The following is a 25,538-nucleotide window of genomic DNA, read 5'->3' as shown; positions in this document are numbered from 1 at the left end:
CCGCCCCGCGACCACGACCACCGACCGCCAGGAGAACCGTGCAGACCCCGTCCGGCCACCTCGTCGACTCCACGCCCTCCGCACGGGTCGTCGTCCTCGTGTCGGGGGCGGGCAGCAACCTCGCGGCGCTCCTGGCCGCGCACGACGACGCGGCCTACGGCGCCCGGGTGGTCGGCGTCGTGTCCGACCGGGCCGACGCCGGCGGGCTGGACCTCGCGCGCGAGGCCGGGGTCGCGGCCGTCGCCGTGCGACCGGGCGACTTCGAGGACCGCGCCGCGTGGGACGCGGCCGTCGCGCAGGCCGTCGACGTCTTCCGGCCCGACGTCGTGGTGCTCGCCGGCTTCATGCGCATCCTCGGCCCGGCGTTCGTGGGCCGGTTCGCCGGACGGACGATCAACACGCACCCGGCGCTGCTGCCGTCCTTCCCCGGCGCGCACGGGGTGCGCGACGCGCTCGCCCACGGCGTGAAGGTCGCCGGCTGCACCGTGCACGTCGTGGACGACGGCGTGGACACCGGCCCGATCATCGCTCAGGTGGCCGTGCCCGTCGAGGACGCGGACGACGAGTCGAGCCTGCACGAGCGCATCAAGATCGCCGAGCGCGCGCTGCTCGTCGAGACCGTCGGTCGCGTCGCGCGCGAAGGCCTGCGCGTCGAGGGGCGTCGCGTCGTCCTCGGCCCCCGCTAGCGTCCCGTCCGCGCGGCGGGCGCCAGGTCGCGCGCGGCCTGCGTCATGCCGCTCGCAGTCGGGCGCGCAGCCGACGCGGATCGGGGTTCACCTCGGGTGGGGCCTGCGGGAACGTCACCGTGGGGACGGTCTCGTCCCCACCGGTGACGTCGCGGACCGCGGCCGCGCCCTCGGGATCGCGCCAGATGTTCACCCAGTGGACCCGCCCGGCGTCGCGCCACAGGACGAGGCGCAGCCGTAGGCAGAACCGGCACCCTGGTCGCCAGTGCACGACAGGCCGCCCGTCGCGGCGGCTGTCCCCACGGGCGCCCCGTTCCGTCGACGACGGCGGGAAGGGCAGCGGCGACAGCGCGGCGCCGAGAAGGAGGAAGAACGCGAGCTCGACGAGCGCGGTCACCCGGTCACCGGCGGTCAGCAGCGCGATCGTCACCGCGCCGCCCACCGTCCAGACGAGCAAGGGCGACCTCCAGCTGCGAGACATCTGCCGACCGTACCCGGTCGGGCTCGGTCGCCGGGACCGTCGGTGGCTAGACTGGGCGGCGGCCGCGACTGGCGAGGGTGGGAACGACCACCGGGGAGCGGCCGGACCAACCTGCTGGTGCGTCGACCGCCTGGGCGCCTGGGTTCTGCCACTCGGCACCGGACGGCTCCGGTGCACAGACCGCGACCCGGAGGAGCCCCTCGCATGTCCGCACCGCACGTCCCCACCCCACCCGACGTCCAGCTCTCCGACGACGCCCGGCACCCCGTGCGCCGCGCGCTCCTGAGCGTCTACGACAAGGCCGGCCTCGTCGAGCTGGCCACCGCCCTGCACGGAGCGGGCGTCGAGCTGGTCTCGACCGGTTCGACCGCGCAGCGCATCGCCGACGCGGGCGTCCCCGTGTCGCGCGTCGAGGACCTGACCGGGTTCCCCGAGTGCCTCGAGGGCCGCGTCAAGACGCTGCACCCGCGGGTGCACGCCGGGATCCTCGCGGACACGCGCAAGCAGGACCACCTCGACCAGCTCGCGCAGCTGGACATCGCTCCGTTCGAGCTCGTGGTCGTCAACCTCTACCCGTTCGCCGCGACCGTGGCCTCCGGTGCCGGGCCGGACGACGTCGTCGAGCAGATCGACATCGGCGGTCCGTCGATGGTGCGCGCCGCGGCGAAGAACCATCCGAGCGTCGCGGTCGTGGTCGACCCTGCGCGCTACGACGAGGCCGTGGCCGCGGTACGGGCGGGCGGCTTCACGTTCGCCGAGCGCAAGCGCCTGGCCGCGCAGGCGTTCGCGCACACCGCGCGGTACGACGTCGCGGTGGCCTCGTGGTTCGCGTCGTCCTACGTGCCCGACGACGCGGGCTTCCCCGCCTTCACCGGCGCCACGTGGGAGCGGGCGGACGTCCTGCGCTACGGCGAGAACCCGCACCAGCGGGCCGCGCTGTACACGGACGAGCGCGGGGGGCTCGCGACCGCGACGCAGCTCCAGGGCAAGGCGATGAGCTACAACAACTACGTGGACGCCGACGCCGCGCGCCGCGCCGCGTTCGACCACGCCGGCCCGGCGGTCGCCGTCGTCAAGCACAACAACCCGTGCGGCGTCGCGACGGGTGCTGACATCGCGTCCGCGTACGCCAAGGCCCACGCCACGGACCCCGTCTCGGCCTACGGCGGTGTCGTGGCGGCGAACCGCGTCGTGACGCAGGGGATGGCGCTCGCGCTCAAGCCCGTGTTCACCGAGGTCGTCGTCGCACCGGGGTACGAACCGGCCGCGCTCGAGGTCCTCGCGGCGAAGAAGAACCTGCGCGTGCTCGTCCTGCCGGACGGTGTGCAGGCCGGCGTACGACCCGACGAGGTCGAGCTCCGGCCGATCTCGGGCGGGCTCCTCGTGCAGACCGTCGACCGGATCGACGCGACCGTGACCGGCGAGGACGGCACGCCGTCGGGCGGGGACGACCCGCGCGACTGGACGCTCGTCGCGGGCGAGCCCGCTGACGACGCGACGGCCGCGGACCTCGCGTTCGCGTGGCGCGCGATCCGCGCGGCGAAGTCGAACGCGATCCTGCTCGCCGACGACGGAGCGGCCGTCGGCGTCGGCATGGGGCAGGTGAACCGCGTCGACTCGTGCCGGCTCGCGGTCGAGCGCGCCAACACGCTCGCGGACGGCGCCGAGCGCGCCCGCGGGGCCGTCGCGGCGTCGGACGCGTTCTTCCCCTTCGCGGACGGGCTGCAGATCCTGCTCGATGCCGGCGTGCGCGCCGTCGTCGCGCCGGGCGGGTCCATCCGCGACGCCGAGGTGGTCGAGGCGGCCTCGGCCGCCGGCGTCACGATGTACTTCACGGGGACGCGCCACTTCGCCCACTGACGGGCCCGTCCTCGCGCAGCGGCGCGAGCGCGTCGACCGCCTGGACGCAGAGCGTCCGCAGGTCGCGCGCTCCGTCGCTCTCGTACCAGACGTCGATGGCGACGCCCAGTGCGGCAGCGACGGCTCGTCCGCGCACGCGGGACGCGTAGGCGTCTGCACCGAGCCCGTCCGCCTCGGCGGCGCCCAGCGCGTCGCCGAGGCGGGTGGTCTCCTGGTCGAGCACGGCACGCAGGCCGGGCGTGCTCATGAGGAGACGCACCCGCCGGAGCCAGGTCCGCACGACCGGCGCGTCCGGCGACCACGCGTCTGCCGGTATGCCCGTCAGGACTGCGTGCGCGCCGCCCACGGCGCCCCTCGTGCGCGCCGCGGCGACGAGCGCCGACAGCAGCTCGGCGTCGGCCTCGTCCCGGACGACCAGCCCTTCCTTGGTGCCGAAGTGCCGGTACACCGTCCGCTCCGCGAGGTCGGCGGCGCGCGCCACCCGGGCGACCGAGACGGCGTCGAACCCGTGCTCCTCGAACAGGTCGAGCGCGACGTCCTGGGCACGCTGCATCGCGTCGGCACGTCGACGTTCGCGACGGTCCATGGCGCTCCTCGTGACGGGTCGGGTGGCGGATCGGGTGACGGATCGGATGATCCATCGTACAGTGGCTGCCATGTGGCAGTGGCTGCCATATGGTGACGAGGAGGCGTGATGGGTGATCTGGTCGTAGACGTCCGAGGACTCGAGAAGACGTTCGGGCGGTTCCGCGCGCTCGACGGTCTGGACCTCGCGCTCGAACCCGGCGAGGTGCGCGGCTTCCTCGGCCCGAACGGTGCGGGCAAGTCGACGACGATCCGCATCCTGCTGGGCATGGTCCGGCGCAGCGGGGGGCACGTGTCGCTGTTCGGCCAGGACCCGTGGCAGCGGGCCGTCGCACTGCACCGCCGCCTCACCTACGTCCCGGGCGACGTCGCCCTGTGGACCGGCCTGACGGGCGGTCAGTGCATCGACGTCCTCGGCTCCAGCGGGCCCCCGCTCGACCCGGCGCGCCGGGCCGAGATGATCGAGCGGTTCGACCTCGACCCGACCAAGCGCGTGCGCGACTACTCGAAGGGCAACCGGCAGAAGGTCGCGCTCGTCGCGGCGTTCGCCGCGCGGGCGGACCTGCTCGTGCTCGACGAGCCGACGTCGGGACTGGACCCCCTCATGGAGGAGGTCTTCCGCACGTGCGTCGCCGAGCGGGCGGCCGACGGCGCGACCGTGCTGCTCTCGAGCCACATCCTCAGCGAGGTCGAGGCGCTGTGCCGGACGGTCACGATCATCCGGCACGGTCGCACCGTCCGGTCCGGCGCGGTCGTCGAGCTGCGCGGTCTCGCGCGCACCACCGTGCACGCCGTCACGCGCGGCCGCGCCCCCGACCTGGCGGGACCGCACGTCGCCGACCTGGAGGTCGTGCCCGGAGGGACCGGTGACGGCGTCGGCCACGACCACCTGGACTTCACCGTCGACCCCGCGCACATCGACACCGTGCTGCGACCGCTCGTCGAGCAGGGCCTCGTCTCGCTGACCGTGCGCCCGCCCAGTCTCGACGAGCTGTTCCTCAGCGAGTACGACGGGACGAGCGCGTGACGCGGGGACGAGCACGTGCGGCGGGGCGAGACATGACCAGGAGCGGGCTGGGAGCGGTCCTGCGCCTGCAGCTGCGTACCGGCTGGGTCGCGGTCGTCGCCTGGGTCGCCGGGCTGCTGGCCACGTACGTCGGGACCGTCGCGGCGATCGGCACGACCTACGGCACGCCGGAGCAGCTCGCGACGTACGGGGCGACCGTCGGGTCGGACCCGACCATGGCCGCGATCAACGGCACCCCGTACGGGGCGGACACGCTCGGTGGTGTCGTCGCGAACGAGTTCGGGTTCGTCGCCGCGATCGCCGTCCCGCTCATGGGCCTCCTGCTCGTCGCGAGATCCACGCGCAAGGCCGAGGAGCTGGGTCTGCTCGAGCTCGTCCGCTCGCGCGCGGTCGGTGCGCGCGCGCCCTGGACGGCGGCGCTCCTGGTCTCGGGCGGCGGGCTCGTCCTGGTCGGCGCGGGTGCGGCCGTGACTCTGGTCGTCCACGACGTCCCGGTGCCGGACGCCGCGCTGTACGGCGCGTCGCTCACCGCTCTCGGCCTCGTGTTCGCCGGCGTGGCGACGCTCGCCGGGCAGCTCCTGCGGCGGTCCGCGGGCGTCGTCGGTGCCGGGGTCGTCGTCCTGGGGGCCGCGTACGTCGTGCGGGCCGTCGGGGACGTGAAGGGCAACGGGTGGAAGTGGCTGTCCCCGCTGGCCTGGGAGCAGGAGACGCGACCCTTCGCGGACTCACGGGCCTGGCCGCTCCTGCTGGCGCTGGGCGTCTTCGTCGCCCTCGCGGCGACCGGGCTCGTGCTGGTGGGTCGCCGCGACCTGGGGAGTGCCGCCGTCGCGAGCCGGCCCGGCCCCGCGCGCGCCGGACGGTTCGGCGGGAGCCAGGCCGGGCTCGCGCTGCGCCTGCACGGCCCGGTCCTGCTCGCCTGGGCGGTCGGTGCTGCGGCGCTCGGCGCGGTCTTCGGGGCCTTCACCGACGACATCGACGACGTGATAGCGGGCAACCCCGACCTCCAGGCGGTCTTCTCCGGCGGTGCCGGGACCGACCCGACCTCCTGGTACGTCTCCTTCTGCCTCGTCCTGGTGCTGCTCATGGCGATGGGTGCGGGAGCGCAGGTCGTCGGTCGGGTGCGCACCGAGGAGACCGGTGGGCGGCTCGAGCCCGTCCTGGCTCGGTCCACGTCGAGGACGTCCTGGATCGCCACCCACGCCACGGTCGCGCTCGTCGGCAGCGCCGTCGTCGCTCTCGGGGGCGGCATCGGTCTCGCGGCGGCCGTCGCCGGGACGTCCGGCGACGTCGCCGGGACGATCGGCGCCTCGGTCGCCTACCTGCCCGCGGTGCTGACCCTGCCGGCGCTGGGGGTCGCGCTGGTGGGTCTCCTGCCGCGGTGCACCGTGGCGATGTGGGCCGCGCTCGCCTACGTCGCGCTCGTCGAGCTGCTGGGCGAGATGCTCCGGCTACCGGACTGGGCGCTGCAGGTCTCGCCGGTCCACGCCACGGGCAGGCTCCCCACGGACGAGGCGTCCGGTGTGGCCGTCGTGATCGTCGCCGTGGTCGTCGTCGCCCTGGTCGTCGCGGGCGCCACGGGGTTCCGGCACCGGGACGTCCCGCGCTGAGAGCGGCTCAGCGCGAGGCGGTCACGTCGCGCCAGCGGACCGTCGGGTCCGCGACGAGGTCGAGCACGACGTCGGGTCGCGGTGCGCGCGTGACGACGCGACGGACCGCGCCCACGTCGCGCGGCGAGTCGACGAGGAGCACGGCGTGGGCTCGCCGGACCGCGCGACCGGCGTCGTCGGTCCGGCCATGGTCGGTGGGGTCCAGGTAGACGACCGACCACGGGTCGCGGCCGGACGCGCCCCCGCTCGGGTCGCCGCGCAGCACCGCGTCGTCCCCGGCCTCGCGGACCCCGAGCAGCGCGACGTCGTGCCCGAGCTGCTGCGAGAAGACGTACGGGGCGTGCGGGGGCGCGTCGTGAGGATCCAGCCCGACGACGGCCCGCGCCGTCGCGTCCGGGTCGTGGAGCGCGGCGGACCAGTGCCCGCCGGGCACCGCGCCGATCTCCGGGTGCACGCGCGTCGCGCAGTCGCCCACGGCCCACAGCCGGGTCCGACCCAGGACGGCGCCCGCGGCATCGACCGTGATGGCACCCGTCGCGTCGCGCGGCACCACACCGTCGAGCCACGCCGTCGACGGGCGGGCACCGACCGCGACGAGCACGACGTCGGCCGGGACGCGGCCACCGCCGGCGAGCCCCACGCCGTCGGGCCGCACGTCGACGACCGCGGCGTCCGTGACCAGTCGTGCCCCCGCCTCGGCGTACCACCGGGCGAGGTGGGCCCCGACGTCGTTCCCGAGCTGGCGGCCCAGGGGAGCGGGCCCGGCCTCGACGACGGTCACGTCCGCGCCGGCCCCCGCGGCGATCCCCGCGACCTCCGCACCGATCCAGCCGGCGCCGACGACCACGAGCCGCTGGCCCGGGTGCACGACGGCCCGCAGGGTCGCGGCCTCGGCCGCGGTGTGCAGCACCAGGGCGGACTCCCACGCCGCCGGGCGCACCGGTGCGGACCCCACCGCGAGCACGACGGCGTCCGCGCGCAACCGTTCGCCCGACCGTGTGACCACGACGTGCTGCTCGGTCGGTCCCGTCGCCGTCACCAGCCGTGCGGCCGGGTCGGCGAGGCGGACGTCGTCCGCGAGGGCCGTGACGTCCACCCCGAGCTCGCCGGCGAGCCAGGCGGGCTCGGCCCGGCTCAACAGCTCCTTGGACAACGGTGGTCTGTCGTACGGCGGGACGCCCTCGGCGCCCAGGACGGTGATCGCCCCCGTGAACCCGTGGGTACGCAGCGCGGCGACGGTCTGCGCGCCGGCCAGGCCCGCGCCGACGACGACCACGGACGACGGCGGGTCGGCGGTGGGAGCGGGTCCACGGTCCGGAGGTGCCATGATCGTCACGGTAGGCCACGGCGCTACGATCGTGCGTGTGCGGGGACGGCGACGAGACGGGCGAGGACGCGGATGAGCGGCACGGGCGACACCGGCCGTACCCGTGAGGCCGAGGGCGGGAGCGCGGGGTCCGCACCCGCTGCTCCTCCCGGTCGGCGACCGGTCCCCGTCCCCGTGTGGCACCACGTGACCGACGACGCGGGACCCGGCCCCGGTTCGTCGCGGTCGGCGTCGCGTCGGCCCGCGATGTGGATCGTGCTCGCGGGCGTCCTCCTCGCCACCGTGGTCGCCGTGCTCGTGGACGCGCGCGCAGGGTGCCTCGTCCTTGCCGGGGTGCTCGTCGCCGCGGGTCTCGCGCGGGCCTTCCTGCCCGGACCGGGCCCCGTCGGCATCTCGGTGCGGTCCCGGGGGCTGGACACCTTCTTCTTCCTCGCCCCCGCCGTCGCCATCGCGTTCCTGGCCCTCACGACCCCGGGCGTCGTCCCTCAGGGCTGACGGCTCGGCCCGCCGACGACGCAGCCCGCGGACGAGGCCCCACCGGCGACGTGACGAGGGCCCGGTCCGTCGCGGACCGGGCCCTCGTGGGCGCGTGCGTGGTCAGACCGGTCAGACGCCGGGTCGCTGCGTGCCCGTGTCCGTGCCTGTCGACGTGTCCGTGTCGGTCTCCGTGCCTGTCTCCGTGACCGTGCCCGAGGTCGGGGACGCGTCGGGGTCCGGTCCGGCAGCGGGGGTCGAGAGGCTCGTGTCCGCCTCCTCGTACGCGCCGTCGGCGGGCGTGACGTCGGGCTCCTCGACCACCAGGGTCTCCTCGCCGAGCAGGTCGTCCTGCGCGGGGGCGAAGGCGAACGCGCGGTAGAACAGCCCCGCGAGGGCCGCGCCGACGAGCGGCCCGACGACGAAGAGCCAGATCTGGGACATGGCCCACGAGTCGGAGAAGATCGCCGCGGCGAACGAGCGCGCCGGGTTCAGGGAGGCGTTCGTCACGGGGGCCGCGATGAGGATGCCGGCGGCGAGCGTGAGCCCGATCGCGACGGGTGCGAGCTTCGAGGCGGCGCGACGGTCCGTGACGCCGAGGATCACGCCGGCGAACACCGCGGTCACGATCACCTCGACCAGCAGCGCGGAGCCCCACTCGAAAGCGAACGCCCCGTTCGTCGCGCCGGCGAACGGCGAGTGCTCGCCGAACCCGTTGGCGGTGGAGGAGAAGAACGACTGCTTCGTGGCCTCCGCCATGATGCCGCCCTGCTGGAGCGTCTCGAGGCCGGCGGACGGGAGCGTCGCGAACAGCACGAGTCCGGCGATCGCTCCTCCCACGAGCTGCGCGAGCCAGTAGGGCGCGAGGTCGCGCCACGCCGTCCGGCCGCCGATCGCGGCGGCGAGGGTCACGGCGGGGTTGAAGTGCCCGCCCGACACGTGCCCGACGGCGGCGATGGCGCCGAGGACCGCGATACCGCCACCGAGGGCGACGGGGAGCACGAGCCCGCCACCGGTGAAGCGGTTGTACAGCGCGATGCCCACGATGGCGAGCACGAGGACGAAGGTACCGAAGACCTCGGCCCCCAGTCGCGCGAGGAGCCCGGGCTGGACCACCTCGACGGACTCGGTCCGTACGACGTCGGCGGCGCGGCCGCTCTCGGTGGCGGTGGTGTCCTGAGACATGATCATCCTGTCCTGGTCGATGGGGCCGATTCCGGCATCTGGGGGCATCCTGCCACCGAAACCTGGCCGATGCAGGGACATCGGCTGTGCCCGGCCGGAGAAAAGTATCTTGATGTCGAGAAGTCGAGTACCCTGGACGGCGGTCAGCAACGTCCTCGCGCGACGACCGGCCGACGACCGGAACTGGTCGCCGCAGCCGCCGTCGGACGCCGGGGACGCCCACTCCCCGACACGTTGGAGCGATCTGCGCATGGGCAAGATCAAGGTCGTCAACCCGGTCGTCGAGCTCGACGGCGACGAGATGACGCGCATCATCTGGCAGTTCATCAAGGACCGCCTCATCCACCCGTACCTGGACGTCGACCTCAAGTACTACGACCTGTCGATCCAGCACCGCGACGCGACCGACGACCAGGTGACCGTCGACGCCGCCAACGCCATCAAGCAGTACAACGTCGGCGTCAAGTGCGCGACGATCACGCCCGACGAGGCGCGCGTCGAGGAGTTCGGCCTGAAGAAGATGTGGGTGTCCCCGAACGGGACCATCCGCAACATCCTCGGTGGCGTCGTCTTCCGCGAGCCCATCATCATCTCGAACATCCCGCGCCTGGTCCCGGGCTGGAACAAGCCGATCATCATCGGCCGGCACGCCCACGGCGACCAGTACAAGTCGACGAACTTCAAGGTCCCCGGCGCCGGCAAGATCACGATGACGTTCGAGCCCGCCGACGGCTCCGAGCCGCAGAAGTTCGACGTCGTGACCATGCCCGAGGAGGGTGGGGTCGCGATGGGCATGTACAACTTCAACGAGTCCATCAAGGACTTCGCCCGCGCCTCGTTCGCGTACGGCCTGCAGCGGAACTACCCGGTGTACCTGTCGACCAAGAACACGATCCTCAAGGCCTACGACGGCCAGTTCAAGGACCTGTTCGCCGAGGTCTTCGAGGCGGAGTTCGCCGAGCAGTTCGCAGCCGCCGGCCTCACGTACGAGCACCGCCTCATCGACGACATGGTCGCCTCGGCCATGAAGTGGGAGGGCGGCTACGTCTGGGCCTGCAAGAACTACGACGGCGACGTCCAGTCCGACACCGTCGCGCAGGGCTTCGGCTCGCTCGGCCTCATGACGTCGGTCCTCATGACCCCCGACGGCCAGACCGTCGAGGCCGAGGCCGCGCACGGGACCGTGACCCGGCACTACCGCCAGCACCAGCAGGGCAAGCCGACGTCGACCAACCCGATCGCGTCGATCTTCGCCTGGACCCGGGGCCTCATGCACCGCGGCAAGCTGGACGGCACGCCCGAGGTCACGCAGTTCGCCGAGGCGCTGGAGGACGTCGTCGTCAAGACCGTCGAGTCCGGCAAGATGACCAAGGACCTCGCGCTCCTCGTCGGCCCGGACCAGACGTGGCTCACGACCGAGGAGTTCCTCGCCGCGATCGACGAGAACCTGGCCGCCCGCCTCGGCTGAGGCCCGTCCCGGCTCGTTCCCGACGCCGGTACCCCACCCCTCCCGGGTGCGGGTGCCGGCGTCGCGCGTTGTGGGAGAGTGTGCCCATGACTTCTCCCGTGAACGTGACGGTGACCGGCGCGGCCGGTCAGATCGGCTACGCGCTGCTGTTCCGGATCGCGTCCGGGCAGATGCTCGGCCCCGAGACCCCCGTGCGGCTGCGCCTCCTGGAGATCCCGCAGGGCGTCAAGGCCGCCGAGGGCACCGCGATGGAGCTCGACGACTGCGCCTTTCCCCTGGTCGCGGGGATCGACATCGTCGACGACCCGACCGTCGGCTTCGACGGGGCGAACGTCGCCCTGCTGGTCGGCGCTCGTCCGCGCGGCCCGGGGATGGAGCGCGGGGACCTGCTCGAGGCCAACGGCGGGATCTTCAAGCCGCAGGGGCAGGCGATCAACGCCGGCGCGGCCGACGACGTGCGCGTGCTCGTGGTGGGCAACCCTGCGAACACGAACGCGCTCATCGCGGCCTCGAACGCGCCGGACGTGCCGACGGACCGGTTCACCGCGATGACGCGGCTCGACCACAACCGGGCGCTGACGCAGGTCGCGAAGAAGGCCGGCGTGCCGGTCTCGGAGGTCCGCAGGCTCACGATCTGGGGGAACCACTCCGCGACCCAGTACCCGGACCTCTTCCACGCGGAGGTCGGGGGACGCCCGGGCACCGAGCTCACGGACGACCGCGCGTGGCTCGAGCAGGACTTCATCCCGACGGTCGCCAAGCGCGGCGCCGCGATCATCGACGCTCGTGGTGCGTCGTCGGCGGCGTCGGCGGCGAACGCGGCGATCGACCACGTGCACGACTGGGTCCTCGGGACGCCCGAGGGCGACTGGACGAGCGCGGGCGTGGTGTCCGACGGCTCGTACGGTGTTCCCGAAGGTCTGATCTCGTCGTTCCCCGTCGTCTCGCAGAACGGTGCGTGGGAGATCGTGCAGGGCCTGGAGATCTCGGACTTCTCCCGCGGCCGGATCGATGCCTCCGTCGGGGAGCTGGACGACGAGCGGGCCGCCGTGCGCCAGCTCGGCCTCGTCTGACCGCGAGATCAGGCGAGCGTCGTGAGGACCTCGTCGACCCGCCGCTCGATGCCGAGCCGGTCACGCTCCTGGAGCGAGGAGCGGGCGACGGCCTCGTGCAGCGCGCGCACCTCGTCGCGCACGAGGCTGCGGGTGGTGGGGCCTTCCGCCACGCGGGCGATCCGCTCCACGAGCCGCAGTGCCGCGCCGAGCGCGACGGGCGCGTCGACCGCGTAGCAGCGCACGGCTACCAGGACCTGGGCGATGAGCTCCTCGGCCTGTGGCCACGGGACGACGACACGCAGCGTGCCGCCCGCGTCCGCCCGTCCCGGTGGGACGGGCGGACGTCCGGCGAGCCGGGCGAGGCCGTCGCCGAGCGCGTCGAACGCGCTCGCGGCGGTGTACGGGTCGTTGGTGCCCGGGGACAGGGCACGCACCGCCATGTCGGTGAGCTGCTGGACGGCGTACTCGAGGTCCTGGTGCGGGGTGCGCTCGTCACCGAGCGTGACGGCGGCGCGCACGCCACGGGCACCGTCGTCCGCGAAGGTGCCGTGTGCACGGAGGCGGACGACCGGCTCGCCCACGGCCACATGGTCGCCGGACCTCACGACGCACTCGACCAGGCCGTCCGACGCCTCGGCGAGCCGCAGGAGCCGGTCGACGTCGACCCGCTGGACGTAGCCGGACCTGTCGGCGGCGACCACGTCGCGCACGGGCGGCAGGTCCTGCGGTCCTGTGTGCTGCGGTCCGACGTCGGCGGGGCCTGCCTGCGCGGGCGCGAGCAGCTCGACGACGGCGCCGAGGTCGTCCCGTAGACGGCGCTGCAGGGTCGAGACCTGCACGGAGTCGGCGATGTGGTGGATGAAGTAGACGAGCACGGCGACGCTGAGGACGGCGAGGAGCATCGCGCCGTTCACCGCCAGCGTCGGGACGAACGCATCGCCGTCGTCCGTCTCGCTGCGCACGGCGCGCAGCACGACGAGCGAGTACAGGAACGAGGCGGTGAAGACGCCGAGCACGAGCTGGTTCCCACGGTCGCTCATGAAGTTGCGCACCAGCCGCGGCCCGTACGACGACGTGGTGGTCGCGAGCACCGAGATCGTGATGGAGAACGTCGTCCCGGTCACGGTGAGCACGGACGTGGCGATGGCGCTGAGCAGCGCCCGGCTGCCGCCGGCGCTCAACGAGGACAACAGGGTCACGTCCTCGAAGGAGTCCTCGGCGAGGGCACGGTCGACGCCGATGAGGACCTCGGCGACGACGACCGCCACCGTCGACAGGACGGCCGGGTAGAACCAGAACGAGTCGAGGGCGCGACGCCAGGCGATCCTCACATCGCCTCCTTGACGCCGCGCCGCACCAGCCAGACGTTCGCCGGGTAGCTGGTGGCGAAACCGGTGAGCATCGCCAGCTGCATGATCCACCAGAACTCGACGCTGAGCACGGGCGCCGGTCCGCCGAACGCAGCGGGGAGGACGACGAGCTGGGCGAGCGCCATCGCCGCGTACATCCCGAGCTGCCAGGACAGGATGGAGACGGTGTCCGCCGTGACCGCCTCGGCCAGCCCACGGCGCAACGAGAGCCCCCGCATCGGCGCGATCGCGAGGTACTGCAGCACGATGCCGAAGCCGAACGCGAGCACGAGGTCCACGACCCACCGCGCGTACATCTCGTCGGCGAAGAGCCAGCCGTACCCGGCGACGGTCGCGAGCCCGGGTACCGCCAGGACGAGCCCCTCGCCGACCACGTCGCCGAGCGTGCACCCCGCGCCGCAGTGGCTGGTGCTGGTCACGACGGAGACCCAGTGGGGGCGGTCTGCGTCGTCGTCCGCTCGGCCCGTCCGCGCCCAGCGGAGGTAGAACCACAACCAGACGACGCTGCCGAACAGCATCGTGAGCGGCCAGACGACCGCCATGACCCGCATACGGGGCGGGCGCCGGACGACGTCGACGGCGACCCAGAGCGCGCAGAGCCCCGCCACGACGAGCGAGACGGTCGCGAGCGCCGACAGCGCGCCGGGGAACGCCGGTGCCGGTGCCGCCGCCTGCTCCGTCATGTGCTCCGTCCTCGTCGTGCGCTGCTGGCCCGCTCCACGGTCACACCGGGCGGGTGCGCCGGCATCTCGAGGCGGACCTCGTCGTGCGGCACGGAAATTGCCTGCGTGGGTGTCGGGCACGGGACATAGGGTCGACTCGCCATGATCGACGCACCCGCACCGACCTCCCACCCGTCCGGCCCGGACGGCCCGGGCGCGACCGCCCCCGCCACCGTGGACCCCTCCCGGCGGCTGGACTGGCGGCGCCTGCGGCGGCCGCAGGCCCTCGTCGCGCTGGTCGGCCTCACCGTCGGCGCGGTCGGGGCCGCTCTGGGCACCGTCGTCGCCGGGTGGATCGCCGACGACCCGACCACCGCGAGCCTCCGGCTGCTCGCGGTCTGCATCGTGGGCGCTGCGCTGTTCGACACGGCCGGGCAGATCGTGTGGGCAGGCGTGGTCGACCGTGCCGAAGGAAGGCTGCGGGGAGACCTGCTCACGGCTGCCCTGCACCAGCCGCTGGCCACCCTGACGGAGCAGGCGGTCGGCGAGGTGCTGGACCGGGTCGACGACGACACGCACGCCGTCGGCACGCTCGTGCGGCGCCAGCTCTGGGGCGCGGGGCGCACGCTCGTCGGCGTGGTCCCCATGTGGGTCGTGGCCGGGCTGACGTGGTGGCCGGCCTGGTTCCTCTTCCCGGTCCTCGGCCTGGTCGCGTGGCTGCTCGTCCGGCCGATGCTGGGCGAGATCTCGCGCCGCAAGGTCGTCGAGGAGGCGGCCTGGACGGACCACGCCGCCGGTTTCGAGGAGGCGGTCGCGGCGCGCGACGACCTGCGCACCAGCCTCGGGCAGTCGTTCGCGATCCGTCGGCTCGCCGTCCTCTCGGCGCGGGTGCACGCCCGGTTCGAGGCGGTGCTGTCGGTCGAGTCGCGCATGGTCCGTCGTGCGGGTCTGGTGCTGGCGGCGTTGCTCGCGGGGACGGCCGTGGCGGGCGCAGCGCTCGCCACGGACGGCGACCTGCCGGTCGACCGGCTGGTCACCCTGTTCCTCGTCACGGCCATGTTCGTGGGGCAGACGGACAGCCTCGTCCACCACCTTCCCGACATCCAGGAAGGTCTGGGCGCGCTCACGCGGATCCGGCAGATGCTGTCCGTGGCGCCCGAGCCGACAGGCGGCCGCGCGGTGCCCGAGGGCCCGGTCGGGATCGAGCTGCGCGACCTGCGCTTCGCCTACGCCGAGGGCACCTTCGCCCTGGACGGCGTGAGCCTGCGGGTTCCCGCCGGCGCGACCGTCGCCCTCGTCGGGCGGACCGGCTCGGGCAAGTCGACGCTGGCGTCGCTGCTCTCCCGGGCCGTCGAGCCGCCGACCGGCTCGGTGCTCGTCGGGGGAGCGGACGTCCGCGAGCTCGACCTGCACGCGCTGCGAGCTGCCGTCGGCGTCGTGACGCAGCGCACGGAGATCCTCGCGGGCACGCTCGCGGAGAACGTCGCGCTCTTCGCGGACGTGTCGCGTGCGGACGTCGAGGCGGCGGTCCGAGAGCTCCGGCTCGACGACTGGGTCCTCGGCCTGCCCGACGGGCTCGACACGCTGCTGGGACCGGGCGGGACGTCGCTGTCCGCGGGCGAGGAGCAGCTCGTCGCGTTCGCGCGCCTGCTGGTGCGCGACGTGCAGGTGGTCGTGCTCGACGAGGCGACGGCCCGGATGGACCCGCTGACCGAGGCGCGCGTGGTCGCCGCGTCGGAGCGGCTGCTCACCGGGCGCACCGGCGTCCTCGTCGCGCACCGGCTCTCGACCATCGAGCGCGCCGGCCTCGTTGCCGTGCTCGACCACGGGCGCATCGTGCAGCAGGGTCCGCGGGCGGAGCTCGCAGCCGCCGACGGCCCGTACCGGGCTCTGCTGGAGGCGAGCGTCGCCGAGCACGCGTCCTCGGACGCGAGCCGGCCCGAGGACGCAGCCGGGGCCGTCGGGGGGCGCCGACGTCGCGGCGCCCGGCCGGAGCTGACCGATCCCGGGGACGGGCCGAGCCTGGCCCGCGGGATCCTGCACGCGCTGCGCGTGCGGCCGGCGTGGGGAGCGTTCGCCGCGGTGCTGTTCCTGGTGGCGAGCCTGTTCTCGGCACAGGGCGCGATCACCGGCTACCTGTGGGGCCACGCCGTCCAGAGTCTGGACGAGGGCTTCCCGGTCGTGCTGCTCGGGCTGTTCACGGTGCTGCTCGTCGCCGCACCGGTGTGTCTCGCGCGCGCCGTGTACCTGTATCCGCGCTGGTGGATCGAGGTGCTGCTGCGGGTGCGCATGGCCGTCATGGCCGGGCAGACACGTCAGCACCGGCTCCCGGCGTCGCCGCCGGGCGAGGTCGTGGCTCGTGCCATGGACGCCGACCGGTTCGCCCGGTACGCGGACCGCTGGGTCGACTTCGTCAACGGACTGGCGATCGCGGGTGTCACGGCCCTGATCAGCGGCTCGTGGCTCGCCGGGGCGGTCCTGCTGGCCGTGATGGTGGTCTCCGCGGGTGCGTCGGCGATCGGGCGCCCGATCGCCGGCCGGTCGGCGACACGGTCGTCGGCGGCGCGGGCGCGGTTCGGCCGGGCTCTCGTCTCCGCCCTCGACTCCGCGCGCACGGTCAAGCTCGCCGCCCGTACGACGCAGGTGCACTCCCACCTGCGTGAGGTCGACCGGGGCCGCGTGCGGGCCGCGGTCTTCGAGCACCGGGTCCAGGCGGCGCTCGACGGCGTGCCGCTGGTCATGATCCAGCTCGGCGTGGTCGCCGCGTGGGCAGGTCTCCTCATGGGGACGTGGGATCTGGCCACGGCGCTGCTGGTCGCCAACGCGGTGAACGGCTTCGGCTGGTTCGGCGTCGTCGCGGGCGCCGTCGTGACCGAGGCGCCGGGGACGCGCTCGTGGCAGCAGGCGACCAGCCGGTTCGCCGCGGGCGCCGACCTCATGGACGTCCCCGCCGGGGTCGACCTGGTCACGGGAGCCGCGCCGACGCCCGTCCCGGTCCCGCGGCGGGCGTTGGAACGGCTCGACCTGGCCGACCTGACGGCGCTGCACGACGACGGCACGATCGGCGTCCACGGTGTGGACCTGTCGGTGCGGCGCGGTGAGCTGGTGCTCCTGCTCGGTCAGGTCGGGGCGGGCAAGTCGAGCCTGCTCTCGGCGCTCGCGGGTCTCATGGAGCACACCGGTGCGATCCGGTGGAACGGCACGGACGTCGTCGACGCCCAGACGTTCTTGCGACCCGGCCAGGTCGCGCACGTCGCGCAGGTGCCGCGTGTGCTCTCGGGCACGTTCGCCGACAACGTGCGGCTCGGTCACGAGCGCGAGGTGCACGGCCCGGTCGCCTCCGCCCGCCTGGAGCAGGACGTCGTCGAGGCCGGCGGGCACGAGGCTCTCGTGGGGCACCGCGGTGTCCGGCTGTCGGGCGGGCAGGTGCAGCGGCTCGCGCTCGCGCGGGCGCTCGCGACCGACACCGAGCTCCTCCTGGCGGACGACGTCTCGAGCGCTCTGGACGCCGCGACCGAGATCGAGCTGTGGTCGTCCCTGCGCGAGCGCGGTACCACCGTCATCGGGGCGACGTCGAAGCGGGCGGCGCTCGCCCGTGCCGACCGGGTCGTGGTGCTCGACGACGGGCGGGTCGCCGACGTCGGACCGTGGCGTGATCTCGCGCCGCGGTGGGGACACCTCGCGGGCTGAGCTCCCCCTGGTCGCGCCGGGGCGCGGGCGGCTCGGAGTCTGCGGCCACCGGATACGGTGTGTCCGGACCGACCGTCCGAGCGGAGGACGACGATGGTGCGCCGGGGCACGAGTCTGCTGCGCATGGGCGTCTTCGGCCGAGTGAAGGAGAGAACGATGAAGTCTTCCACGAGCGCCGGTGCGGTCGCCGCGCTGGCCTGCGTGCTCGGCGCCGCCGTGCCCGCAGCCGCTGCCCCTGCCGCGGACAGCACTCAGCTGGAGCGCGCGGTCGCCAGCTACGAGGCGATGCAGGACTACCTGTACGTCGACGACGGTTCCTCGCTCTACCTGGAGCAGTACCCGCGCACGGCGCAGGACCGGCCCTACTCCTACGAGTGGCCGTTCTCGCAGGCCCACGTCGCGACTCTCGACCTCGCCGTGCTGCCCGAGCCCGTCGGCAGCACCTTTGCGGACGACCTGGCCGACCGTGGACGGGGCCAGGAGCACTTCTGGAACGCGGACGGCGGTGCGACGGGGCTGCCCGGTTACGACTCCTACCCGCGGTCGCCGTACGGTGACGGCGGCGACATCTTCTACGACGACAACGAGTGGGTGGCGCTCGCGAAGGTGCAGCAGTACCTCGAGCGCGGCGACGACGACGCGCTCGAGCGGGCGGAGGAGATCTTCGACCTGGTCGTCACCGGCTGGGACACCGATCCCACCCATCCCGCACCGGGGGGCGTCTTCTGGACCCAGGCGACCTGGAGCACCGACCGCAACACCGTCTCGACGATGCCTGCCGCCCAGCTCGCGACCCGGCTCTACATGGTCACGGGGGAGGACGAGTACCTGGACTGGGCCGAGCGGATGACGGCGTGGACGGACCGGTACCTGCTGGCGCCGAACGGGCTGTACTGGGACAACGTCGCGCTGGACGGCTCGATCGACCGGGCGCAGTGGTCGTACAACCAGGGCGTGCCCGTGGGCACCTACACGCTGCTCTATCAGGCCACGGGCGACGAGCAGTACCTGCACAAGGCGAAGGCGATCGCGAGCGACTCGTACCGCTTCTACGTCACCGAGGGCCGGCTGCAGCACCAGCCCATGTTCTTCAACTCCATCTGGTTCAAGAACCTCCTGCTGCTGGAGTCCGTGACGGGCGGCGAGACCTACCGCGACGCGATGGCGGACTACGCGGACGCGCAGTGGCGCGACGTGCGCGACCCCGAGACCGGCCTGTTCCCCGTCGACGGCGAGACAACGGAGCTCCTCGGGCAGGCGGCGATGGTGCAGATCTACGCCGCGCTGGCCCGGCCGAGCGGTACCAGGGACATGCCGGTCTCCGTCCAGACCGTGTCTCGGTGCCTGGCGGGCGACGCCTACGTCGCGGTCCGCGCGACGAACGACGGCACCGAGCCCGTCGACGTGACGCTCTCGACCCCGTTCGGGAAGAGAGCGTTCGCCGAGGTCGCCGGGGGGAGGAGCGCCTACCAGTCGTTCGCCTCCCGGGGGACGAGCATCGAGGCCGGCGACGCCGTGGTCACCGCCACTGCGGTGGCCGATGGCGAGGAAGTCACCTTCACCGTGACCTACGACGAGCTCTCCTGCTCCTGACGTCGTGCTCGGCCGACCGGGGCAGGACGGCCGGGTCGCCGACGTCGGGCCGTGGCGTGATCTCGCGCCGCGCTCGGGGCACCTCGCGGGCCGACCGCGAACCGACGTCCGTACAGACTCTTGCTGCAAGTTGCTGCAAAGCGCTACAGTCGGCTCAGCCGTACGCTGCGAAGCGCCTGGCCCGGCCGACGTCGTCCGCTGCTGGTCCGTCGTCCGACCCCGCTGCTCCTCGCGTGGCATCCGCACACCTCTTCGGACGAGGGAGTCCCCCATGACCTCCATGCCGCGTCGACGCCGGTCGTCGCCGATCGCGCCCGGCCAGCCATCCCCACCGCGCGCTTCGCGCGCGGCCGCGTCGGTCGCGGCGCTCGCGCTCGCGAGCTCGACGCTCGCCGGGCTCACGGTCGCCGCGATGGCAGCCCCGGCGGCGGGGGCCGACGAGCGCTCCGCCGCGCTCGTGGGCGACCTGCAGTCCGAGCTCGGCTGCGCCGCGGACTGGGATCCCGCCTGTGCTGCCACGGACCTCGCGCCGTCGGACGTCCCGGGGGTCTGGTCGGCCGAGTTCGAGGTCCCCGCCGGGAGCTGGGAGTACAAGGTCGCGATGGACGACGCGTGGGACGAGGCGTACGGCCGGGACGGGCGGGACGAGAACGTCCCCCTCGTCCTCGGCGGAGACACGCGCGTGCGCGTCACGTTCGACGAGTCGACCGGGCGCATCGCGCTCACCCCGCTCGACCTGGCGGGGGAGGACGAGGCCGCCGACGCCGCGCTCGTCGCCCCGCCCGTGCGGCAACCCGGATCGGACGAGCGCTTCTACTTCGTCATGACCGACCGGTTCGCCAACGGCGACACGTCGAACGACACGGCGGGGCTCGGCGACGACCGGCTCGAGTCCGGGTTCGACCCGACGGACAAGGGGTTCTACCAGGGCGGCGACATCGCGGGCCTGCGCGAGAACCTCGACTACGTCGAAGGGCTCGGCACGACGGCGATCTGGCTCACGCCCTCGTTCACGAACCAGCCCGTGCAGGGGAGCGGCGCCGACGTGTCGGCCGGCTACCACGGGTACTGGATCACCGACTTCACGCAGATCGACCCGCACCTCGGGGCGAACGCGGAGCTCGAGGGCCTCGTCGACGAGGCCCACGCGAAGGGCATCAAGGTCTACTTCGACATCATCACGAACCATACGGCGGACGTCGTCGACTACGAGGAGGACGAGTACTCCTACGTCGACCAGGCCACGTCGCCCTACCGAGACGCGGCGGGCGACGTCTTCGACCCCGCAGCAGTCGCGGGCACGGGCGACTTCCCGCAGCTCGACGCCGCGACGTCGTTCCCGTACACGCCCTTCGTCCCGCCGGGCAAGGAGGACCTCAAGGTCCCGTCGTGGCTCAACGACCCGACGGTCTACCACAACCGCGGCAACTCGACCTGGACGGGCGAGTCGGTCACGTACGGCGACTTCGACGGCCTCGACGACCTCATGACCGAGGACCCGAGGGTCGTCGACGGGTTCGTCGACGTCTACGAGGACTGGATCGACCTCGGGATCGACGGCTTCCGCATCGACACGGTCAAGCACGTGAACGTCGAGTTCTGGGAGACGTGGACCACCGAGGTCCTCGACTACGCGCACGCCCAGGGCAAGGACGACTTCTTCATGTTCGGCGAGGTCTACGACGCCGACGCCGCGAAGCTGTCCCCCTACGTGCGCCGCACCGACATGAGCTCGACGCTCGACTTCACGTTCCAGTCCGCCGCCACCAGCTTCGCGAGCGGCAACAGCGCCAAGGGGCTCGCGTCGCTCTTCGCGAGCGACGACATGTACACGACGCCGGACACCTCGGCGAGCGCGCTGCCCACGTTCCTCGGCAACCACGACATGGGCCGTGTCGGCTACCTGCTCGCGTCGACCGACGACCCGCTCGCGCGCGACGAGCTCGCGCACGACCTCATGTACCTCACGCGCGGCCAGCCCGTCGTCTACTACGGCGACGAGCAGGGCTTCGCGGGCAGGGGCGGTGACAAGGACGCGCGCCAGACGCTCTTCGCGACCCAGGTCGACGAGTACGCGGACCAGCCGCTCGTCACCGGTGAGCAGGCGGGGAGCGTCGACCGGTACGACACCGACGCGCCGCTGTACGAGCGCATCGCCGACCTCGCCGCGCTGCGCGCCGCGCACCCGGCGCTCGCGACGGGCGCACAGGTCGAGCGCTACGTCGAGAACGGTGCGGGGGTGTACGCCTTCAGCCGGGTGGACCGTACGGAGAGGGTCGAGCACCTGGTCGCGCTCAACAACGCGGCCGAGCCGCGCGAGGCCACGTTCACGACGCTCACGCCGGGCGCGCGCTACGACGTGCTGTACGGGGACGGCGAGCCCGCCACGGCCTCCGCGGACGGGTCGGTCACGCTCACCGTCCCCGCGACGTCTGCCGTCGTGCTGGTCGCGGACCGTGAGGTCGGTGCGGACTCGTCCGGCGAGATCGCCGTGACCGTCCCGGCCGCGGGTGCCGCGACGAGCGGGGTCGCCCCGGTCGGCGCGACCGTGGACGACGACGCGTGGTCCGAGACCTCGATCGCGTGGCGCGAGGTGGGTGCCTCCGGGTGGCACGCGCTCGGGACCGCCGAGGACACCACGCCGCGGGTCTTCCACGACGTCACCTCGCTGCCCGAGGGCACGCTCGTCGAGTACCGCGCGGTCACCACGGACGCGGACGGCGACCGCGCGGCCGCGTCGAGCTTCGCGAGCGTCGGGGTCGACGTGAGCGGCACGGTGGGCGAGGAGCCCGAGCCCGAGATCGACCTCGTGACCGTCGCCGGGAGCCACAACTCCGAGATGGGCTGCGCGGGCGACTGGGCACCGGGCTGCGAGGCGGCGAAGCTCACGAAGCGCGCCGACGGCGTCTACGCCGGCACGTTCGACCTGCCTGCCGGCACGTACGAGTACAAGGTCGCGCTCAACGGGTCGTGGACCGTGAACTACGGCGTCGGTGGCGTACAGGACGGTGACAACGCGACGTACACGACCGATGGCGGTCCGGTCACGTTCTACTGGGACCCGGTCGGCAAGGACTTCTCCAGCACGGCGCAGGGGCCGATCGTCACCGTCGCAGGCTCGTTCCAGGACCAGGTCGGCTGCCCGGGGACCTGGGCGCCGGACTGCCTCGCGTCGTGGCTCAAGGACCCGGACGGTGACGGCACGTACACCTGGTCCACGGACGCCCTGTCGGCCGGGGCGTACGAGGGCAAGGTCGCGCACGGGACGAGCTGGGCCGAGAACTACGGGGTCGGGGGCGCGCCGGACGGAGCCAACTACCAGTTCTCCGTCGGCGACGGCGAGACCGTGACGTTCACGTACGACATCGAGACGCACGTGCTCGAGATCGGCGTCGAGAACCCGCCGCTGCCCGGCGCCGGGCTGCAGGCGGCGCACTGGGTGCGCGACGGGCTGCTCGCCTGGCCGGGATCTCTCGGCGCAGGCGACACCTACACGCTGTGGACCGCCCCCGAGGGCGGGCTCTTCGCGGCCGACGGTGCCGTGGACGCGCCGGACGGTGCGCAGTCGTACCCGCTCGAGGTCGACCCGGGCGGTCTGCCCGACGACGTCGTGGCCGACTTCCCGGCGCTCGCGGAGCACACCGCGCTGCGCCCGGTGGGCGCGGACGGGCAGCCTCTCGCCCGCGCCGACGTCGAGGCCGCGCTCACCGGTCAGCTCCTCGTGACGCGGACCGACGGCACGACGCTCTCGGCCGCGACCGGGGTCCAGGTCCCGGGCGTCGTCGACGACCTGTTCGCGCAGGACGCCGCGGCGCGTGAGCTCGGTGTCACCTGGCACGGGCTGGACGACGAGGGCGATCAGCCGTCGTTCGCGCTCTGGGCACCGACCGCGCAGGACGTGGCGCTGCTGGCCTGGCCCGCGGGGACGCCCCTGGCGGACGACCCGACCCGGTTCGAGGCCACGCGTCAGTCCGACGGCACGTGGACGCTCGACGGCGCTGCGTCGGACGAGCCGTCGGCGGGGGAGCGCGCCGGGTGGGAGGGCACCCGGTATCTCTACGAGGTGACCGTGTACGTCCCGAGCACGGGGAAGGTCGAGACGAACGTCGTCACCGACCCCTACTCGGTCGGGCTCACGCTCGACTCGACGCACTCGGTCGCCGTCGACCTCGACGACCCCGCGTTCCGCCCGCCGCTGTGGGAGGACACCGCCGCACCCGTCGTCGAGCGCTCCGTCGACCAGACGATCTACGAGCTGCACGTGCGCGACTTCTCGATCGCGGACGAGACGGTCCCCGCCGCCGAGCGCGGGACCTACCTCGCGTTCGCGGAGGAGGGGTCGGACGGCATGACGCACCTGCGCGAGCTCGCCGACGCCGGGATGACGACCGTCCACCTGCTGCCGACGTTCGACATCGCGAGCATCCCGGAGGACCGGGCGGACCAGGCGACCACGGGTGACCTGAGCGGCTTCGCCCCGGACTCGACCGAGCAGCAGGCAGCGGTGGCGGGGATCCAGGCCGGCGACGGCTTCAACTGGGGCTACGACCCGTGGCACTTCAGCACACCGGAGGGCTCGTACGCGACCGACGCCGACGGCGGCGCGCGCGTCGCGGAGTTCCGCACCATGGTGGGCGCCCTGCACGACACGGGCCTGCAGGTCGTGCTCGACCAGGTGTTCAACCACACTGCCGCGAGCGGCCAGGACGAGAAGTCGGTGCTCGACAAGGTCGTGCCCGGCTACTACCACCGGCAGAACCCCACCACCGGCTCCGTCGAGACGAGCACGTGCTGCCAGAACGTGGCCACCGAGCACGCGATGGCGGGTCGGCTCATGGTCGACTCGGTCGTCACGTGGGCGAAGGACTACCACGTCGACGGGTTCCGGTTCGACCTCATGGGTCACCACTCGCGGCAGAACATGCTCGACGTGCGGGCCGCGCTGGACGAGCTGACGCTCGCCGAGGACGGGGTCGACGGGAAGAGCGTCTACCTCTACGGCGAGGGCTGGAACTTCGGCGAGGTCGCCGACGACACGCTGTTCGAGCAGGCCACCCAGGGCAACCTCGGCGGGACCGGCGTCGGGACGTTCTCCGACCGGCTCCGCGACGCGGTGCACGGCGGTTCTCCCGTCGACGGTGCGTCCACGTTCACCCAAGGTTTCGGCACCGGCCTCGGGACCGACCCGAACGGGCGCGAAGCAACGGCCGATGACCCCGGCAGCGTCAACGACGGGTCCGACGACGAGCTCGCCGACCTCGGTCACCAGACCGACCTCGTGCGGCTCGGTCTCGCGGGCAACCTGCGCGACTTCACGTTCGTCACGTCGACCGGCCAGGAGCAGCGGGGGGACGAGATCGACTACCGGGGCGCACCGGCGGGGTACGCGGACTCACCGGAGGAGGTCGTCACGTACGTCGACGCGCACGACAACGAGACACTGTTCGACCTGCTCGCGCTCAAGCTTCCGGCGGACACACCCATGGACGAGCGGGTGCGGATGAACACGGTGTCGCTCGCGACGACGGCGCTCTCGCAGTCCCCGTCGTTCTGGCACGCGGGCACGGACCTGCTGCGCTCGAAGTCGCTCGACCGCAACAGCTACGACTCGGGTGACTGGTTCAACGCGATCGACTGGAGCGGTCAGGACAACGGGTTCGGCAAGGGGCTGCCGATGGCGGCCGACAACGAGGACAGGTGGCCGCTCATGGCACCGCTCCTGGCCGATGCCGCGCTCGAGCCGGCACCCGCGGACATCGCGACAGCGTCGGCGCAGGCCGACGACCTCCTGCGGCTGCGACACTCGACCGAGCTGTTCCGTCTCGGCGACGCAGGAGCCATCCAGCAGAAGGTCACGTTCCCCGACGCGGGCGCCGACCAGGCGCCCAGCGTGATCGTCATGTCGGTCGACGACACGGCGGGCGCGGACGATGTCGATCCAGCGCTCGACGGGGTCCTCGCGGTGCTCAACGCGTCCCCGGACCCGGTCACGCAGACGATCGAGGCGCTCGCGGGCCGGGACTACGCACTCTCCCCGGTCCAGGCAGAGGGGAGCGACGACGTCGTCAAGGACACGACGTGGGACGCGGGGTCCGGGACCGTGACCGTTCCGGCACGGACCGTGGCGGTGCTCGTCGAGCCGCAGGCCGGTGCCGAGGCCCCCGTCACCGTCGAGGCCGTCTCGCGCTGCCTCGCAGGCAAGGCGTACGTCGCGGTCCGTGCCACGAACGACGGTCCTGTGCCGCTCGGCATCGCGCTCTCGACGCCGTTCGGGACGAGGTCGTTCGCGGACGTGGCGCCGGGGAAGAACGCCTATCAGTCGTTCGCGGTCCGTGCGGCGTCGGTCGAGGCGGGCGAGGCGACGGTGGCCGTCACGCAGGTCGATCCGCTGACCGGTGCGGACGTCACCACCACCGTGGCCGCCGCCTTCGAGCCGCGCAGCTGCTCGTGACGCACGGCTACCGGGCC

General features: G+C 73.3%; 16 protein-coding genes and 1 riboswitch. Of the genes, 10 read left to right on the top strand and 6 right to left on the bottom strand.

What is annotated here, in order from left to right; all coding sequences use genetic code 11:
• The first annotated feature begins 38 nt into the window (after positions 1 to 38).
• The gene (gene purN / locus IF651_RS04305; RefSeq protein WP_191827831.1) at positions 39 to 686 is read left to right on the top strand and encodes a phosphoribosylglycinamide formyltransferase; all 648 of its coding nucleotides are present in this window, start codon (positions 39 to 41) and stop codon (positions 684 to 686) included.
• Positions 687 to 729: 43 nt separating this feature from the next.
• Here the strand turns inward: purN and IF651_RS04300 are convergent, their stop codons facing one another.
• Positions 730 to 1,167 (bottom strand): glutaredoxin domain-containing protein, encoded by a 438-nt coding sequence (locus IF651_RS04300; RefSeq protein WP_191827830.1) that lies wholly within the window; start codon positions 1,165 to 1,167, stop codon positions 730 to 732.
• Positions 1,168 to 1,221: 54 nt separating this feature from the next.
• Positions 1,222 to 1,310: riboswitch (ZMP/ZTP riboswitch) on the top strand.
• 61 nt (positions 1,311 to 1,371) lie between these two features.
• Between IF651_RS04300 and purH the strand changes: the two genes are divergently transcribed.
• Positions 1,372 to 3,027 (top strand): bifunctional phosphoribosylaminoimidazolecarboxamide formyltransferase/IMP cyclohydrolase, encoded by a 1,656-nt coding sequence (gene purH, locus IF651_RS04295; protein ID WP_191827829.1) that lies wholly within the window; start codon positions 1,372 to 1,374, stop codon positions 3,025 to 3,027.
• Here purH and IF651_RS17370 read toward each other — a convergent pair.
• Positions 2,999 to 3,613: a TetR/AcrR family transcriptional regulator gene (locus tag IF651_RS17370; protein ID WP_206715127.1), complete on the bottom strand. Its 615-nt coding sequence runs from the start codon at positions 3,611 to 3,613 to the stop codon at positions 2,999 to 3,001. The genes purH and IF651_RS17370 overlap by 29 nt on opposite strands.
• Before the next feature lie 108 nt (positions 3,614 to 3,721).
• Between IF651_RS17370 and IF651_RS04285 the strand changes: the two genes are divergently transcribed.
• Entirely contained in the window at positions 3,722 to 4,639 is a 918-nt protein-coding gene (locus IF651_RS04285; RefSeq protein WP_191827828.1) for an ABC transporter ATP-binding protein, read from the top strand.
• 32 nt (positions 4,640 to 4,671) lie between these two features.
• Complete coding sequence (locus tag IF651_RS04280) at positions 4,672 to 6,246, top strand: ABC transporter permease (protein WP_191827827.1); 1,575 nt, start codon at positions 4,672 to 4,674, stop codon at positions 6,244 to 6,246.
• A 7-nt stretch (positions 6,247 to 6,253) separates the two neighbouring features.
• Here the strand turns inward: IF651_RS04280 and IF651_RS04275 are convergent, their stop codons facing one another.
• Positions 6,254 to 7,573, bottom strand: a complete 1,320-nt coding sequence (locus IF651_RS04275; protein ID WP_191827826.1) for an FAD-dependent oxidoreductase — start codon at positions 7,571 to 7,573, stop codon at positions 6,254 to 6,256.
• Positions 7,574 to 7,645: 72 nt separating this feature from the next.
• Between IF651_RS04275 and IF651_RS04270 the strand changes: the two genes are divergently transcribed.
• Positions 7,646 to 8,068 (top strand): DUF3017 domain-containing protein, encoded by a 423-nt coding sequence (locus tag IF651_RS04270; RefSeq protein ID WP_191827825.1) that lies wholly within the window; start codon positions 7,646 to 7,648, stop codon positions 8,066 to 8,068.
• A gap of 111 nt (positions 8,069 to 8,179) precedes the next feature.
• Here the strand turns inward: IF651_RS04270 and IF651_RS04265 are convergent, their stop codons facing one another.
• Positions 8,180 to 9,232 carry an MIP/aquaporin family protein gene (locus tag IF651_RS04265; protein ID WP_241744083.1) on the bottom strand — a complete coding sequence of 351 codons (1,053 nt, stop codon included), beginning with the start codon at positions 9,230 to 9,232 and terminating at the stop codon, positions 8,180 to 8,182.
• 250 nt (positions 9,233 to 9,482) lie between these two features.
• Here IF651_RS04265 and IF651_RS04260 point away from each other — a divergent pair, with 250 nt between their 5' ends.
• Positions 9,483 to 10,700 (top strand): NADP-dependent isocitrate dehydrogenase, encoded by a 1,218-nt coding sequence (locus tag IF651_RS04260; protein WP_191827824.1) that lies wholly within the window; start codon positions 9,483 to 9,485, stop codon positions 10,698 to 10,700.
• Between the two features lie 86 nt (positions 10,701 to 10,786).
• Positions 10,787 to 11,773: a malate dehydrogenase gene (locus tag IF651_RS04255; RefSeq protein ID WP_191827823.1), complete on the top strand. Its 987-nt coding sequence runs from the start codon at positions 10,787 to 10,789 to the stop codon at positions 11,771 to 11,773.
• 8 nt (positions 11,774 to 11,781) lie between these two features.
• Here the strand turns inward: IF651_RS04255 and IF651_RS04250 are convergent, their stop codons facing one another.
• Both IF651_RS04250 and IF651_RS04245 read right to left on the bottom strand, forming a co-directional pair.
• A complete protein-coding gene (locus IF651_RS04250; protein WP_191827822.1) occupies positions 11,782 to 13,086 on the bottom strand; it encodes a DUF2254 family protein in 1,305 nt (434 codons plus the stop codon).
• Positions 13,083 to 13,808 carry a DUF4396 domain-containing protein gene (locus IF651_RS04245; protein WP_191827821.1) on the bottom strand — a complete coding sequence of 242 codons (726 nt, stop codon included), beginning with the start codon at positions 13,806 to 13,808 and terminating at the stop codon, positions 13,083 to 13,085. Before IF651_RS04245 ends, IF651_RS04250 begins: the two co-directional genes overlap by 4 nt.
• 141 nt (positions 13,809 to 13,949) lie before the next feature.
• Here IF651_RS04245 and IF651_RS04240 point away from each other — a divergent pair, with 141 nt between their 5' ends.
• From IF651_RS04240 to pulA, 3 genes are all read left to right on the top strand, one after another.
• Positions 13,950 to 17,477 carry an ATP-binding cassette domain-containing protein gene (locus tag IF651_RS04240; protein ID WP_191827820.1) on the top strand — a complete coding sequence of 1,176 codons (3,528 nt, stop codon included), beginning with the start codon at positions 13,950 to 13,952 and terminating at the stop codon, positions 17,475 to 17,477.
• 156 nt (positions 17,478 to 17,633) lie between these two features.
• Positions 17,634 to 19,070: a glycoside hydrolase family 76 protein gene (locus tag IF651_RS04235; RefSeq protein ID WP_191827819.1), complete on the top strand. Its 1,437-nt coding sequence runs from the start codon at positions 17,634 to 17,636 to the stop codon at positions 19,068 to 19,070.
• A gap of 271 nt (positions 19,071 to 19,341) precedes the next feature.
• On the top strand, positions 19,342 to 25,521 hold the full coding sequence (gene pulA / locus IF651_RS04230) for a pullulanase-type alpha-1,6-glucosidase (protein WP_422110444.1): 6,180 nt from the start codon (positions 19,342 to 19,344) through the stop codon (positions 25,519 to 25,521).
• The last annotated feature ends 17 nt before the right edge of the window (positions 25,522 to 25,538 follow it).

Source organism: Cellulosimicrobium arenosum (genome assembly GCF_014837295.1).
Lineage (GTDB): Bacteria > Actinomycetota > Actinomycetes > Actinomycetales > Cellulomonadaceae > Cellulosimicrobium > Cellulosimicrobium arenosum.
This window is presented reverse-complemented; position numbering and strand designations above follow the sequence as displayed.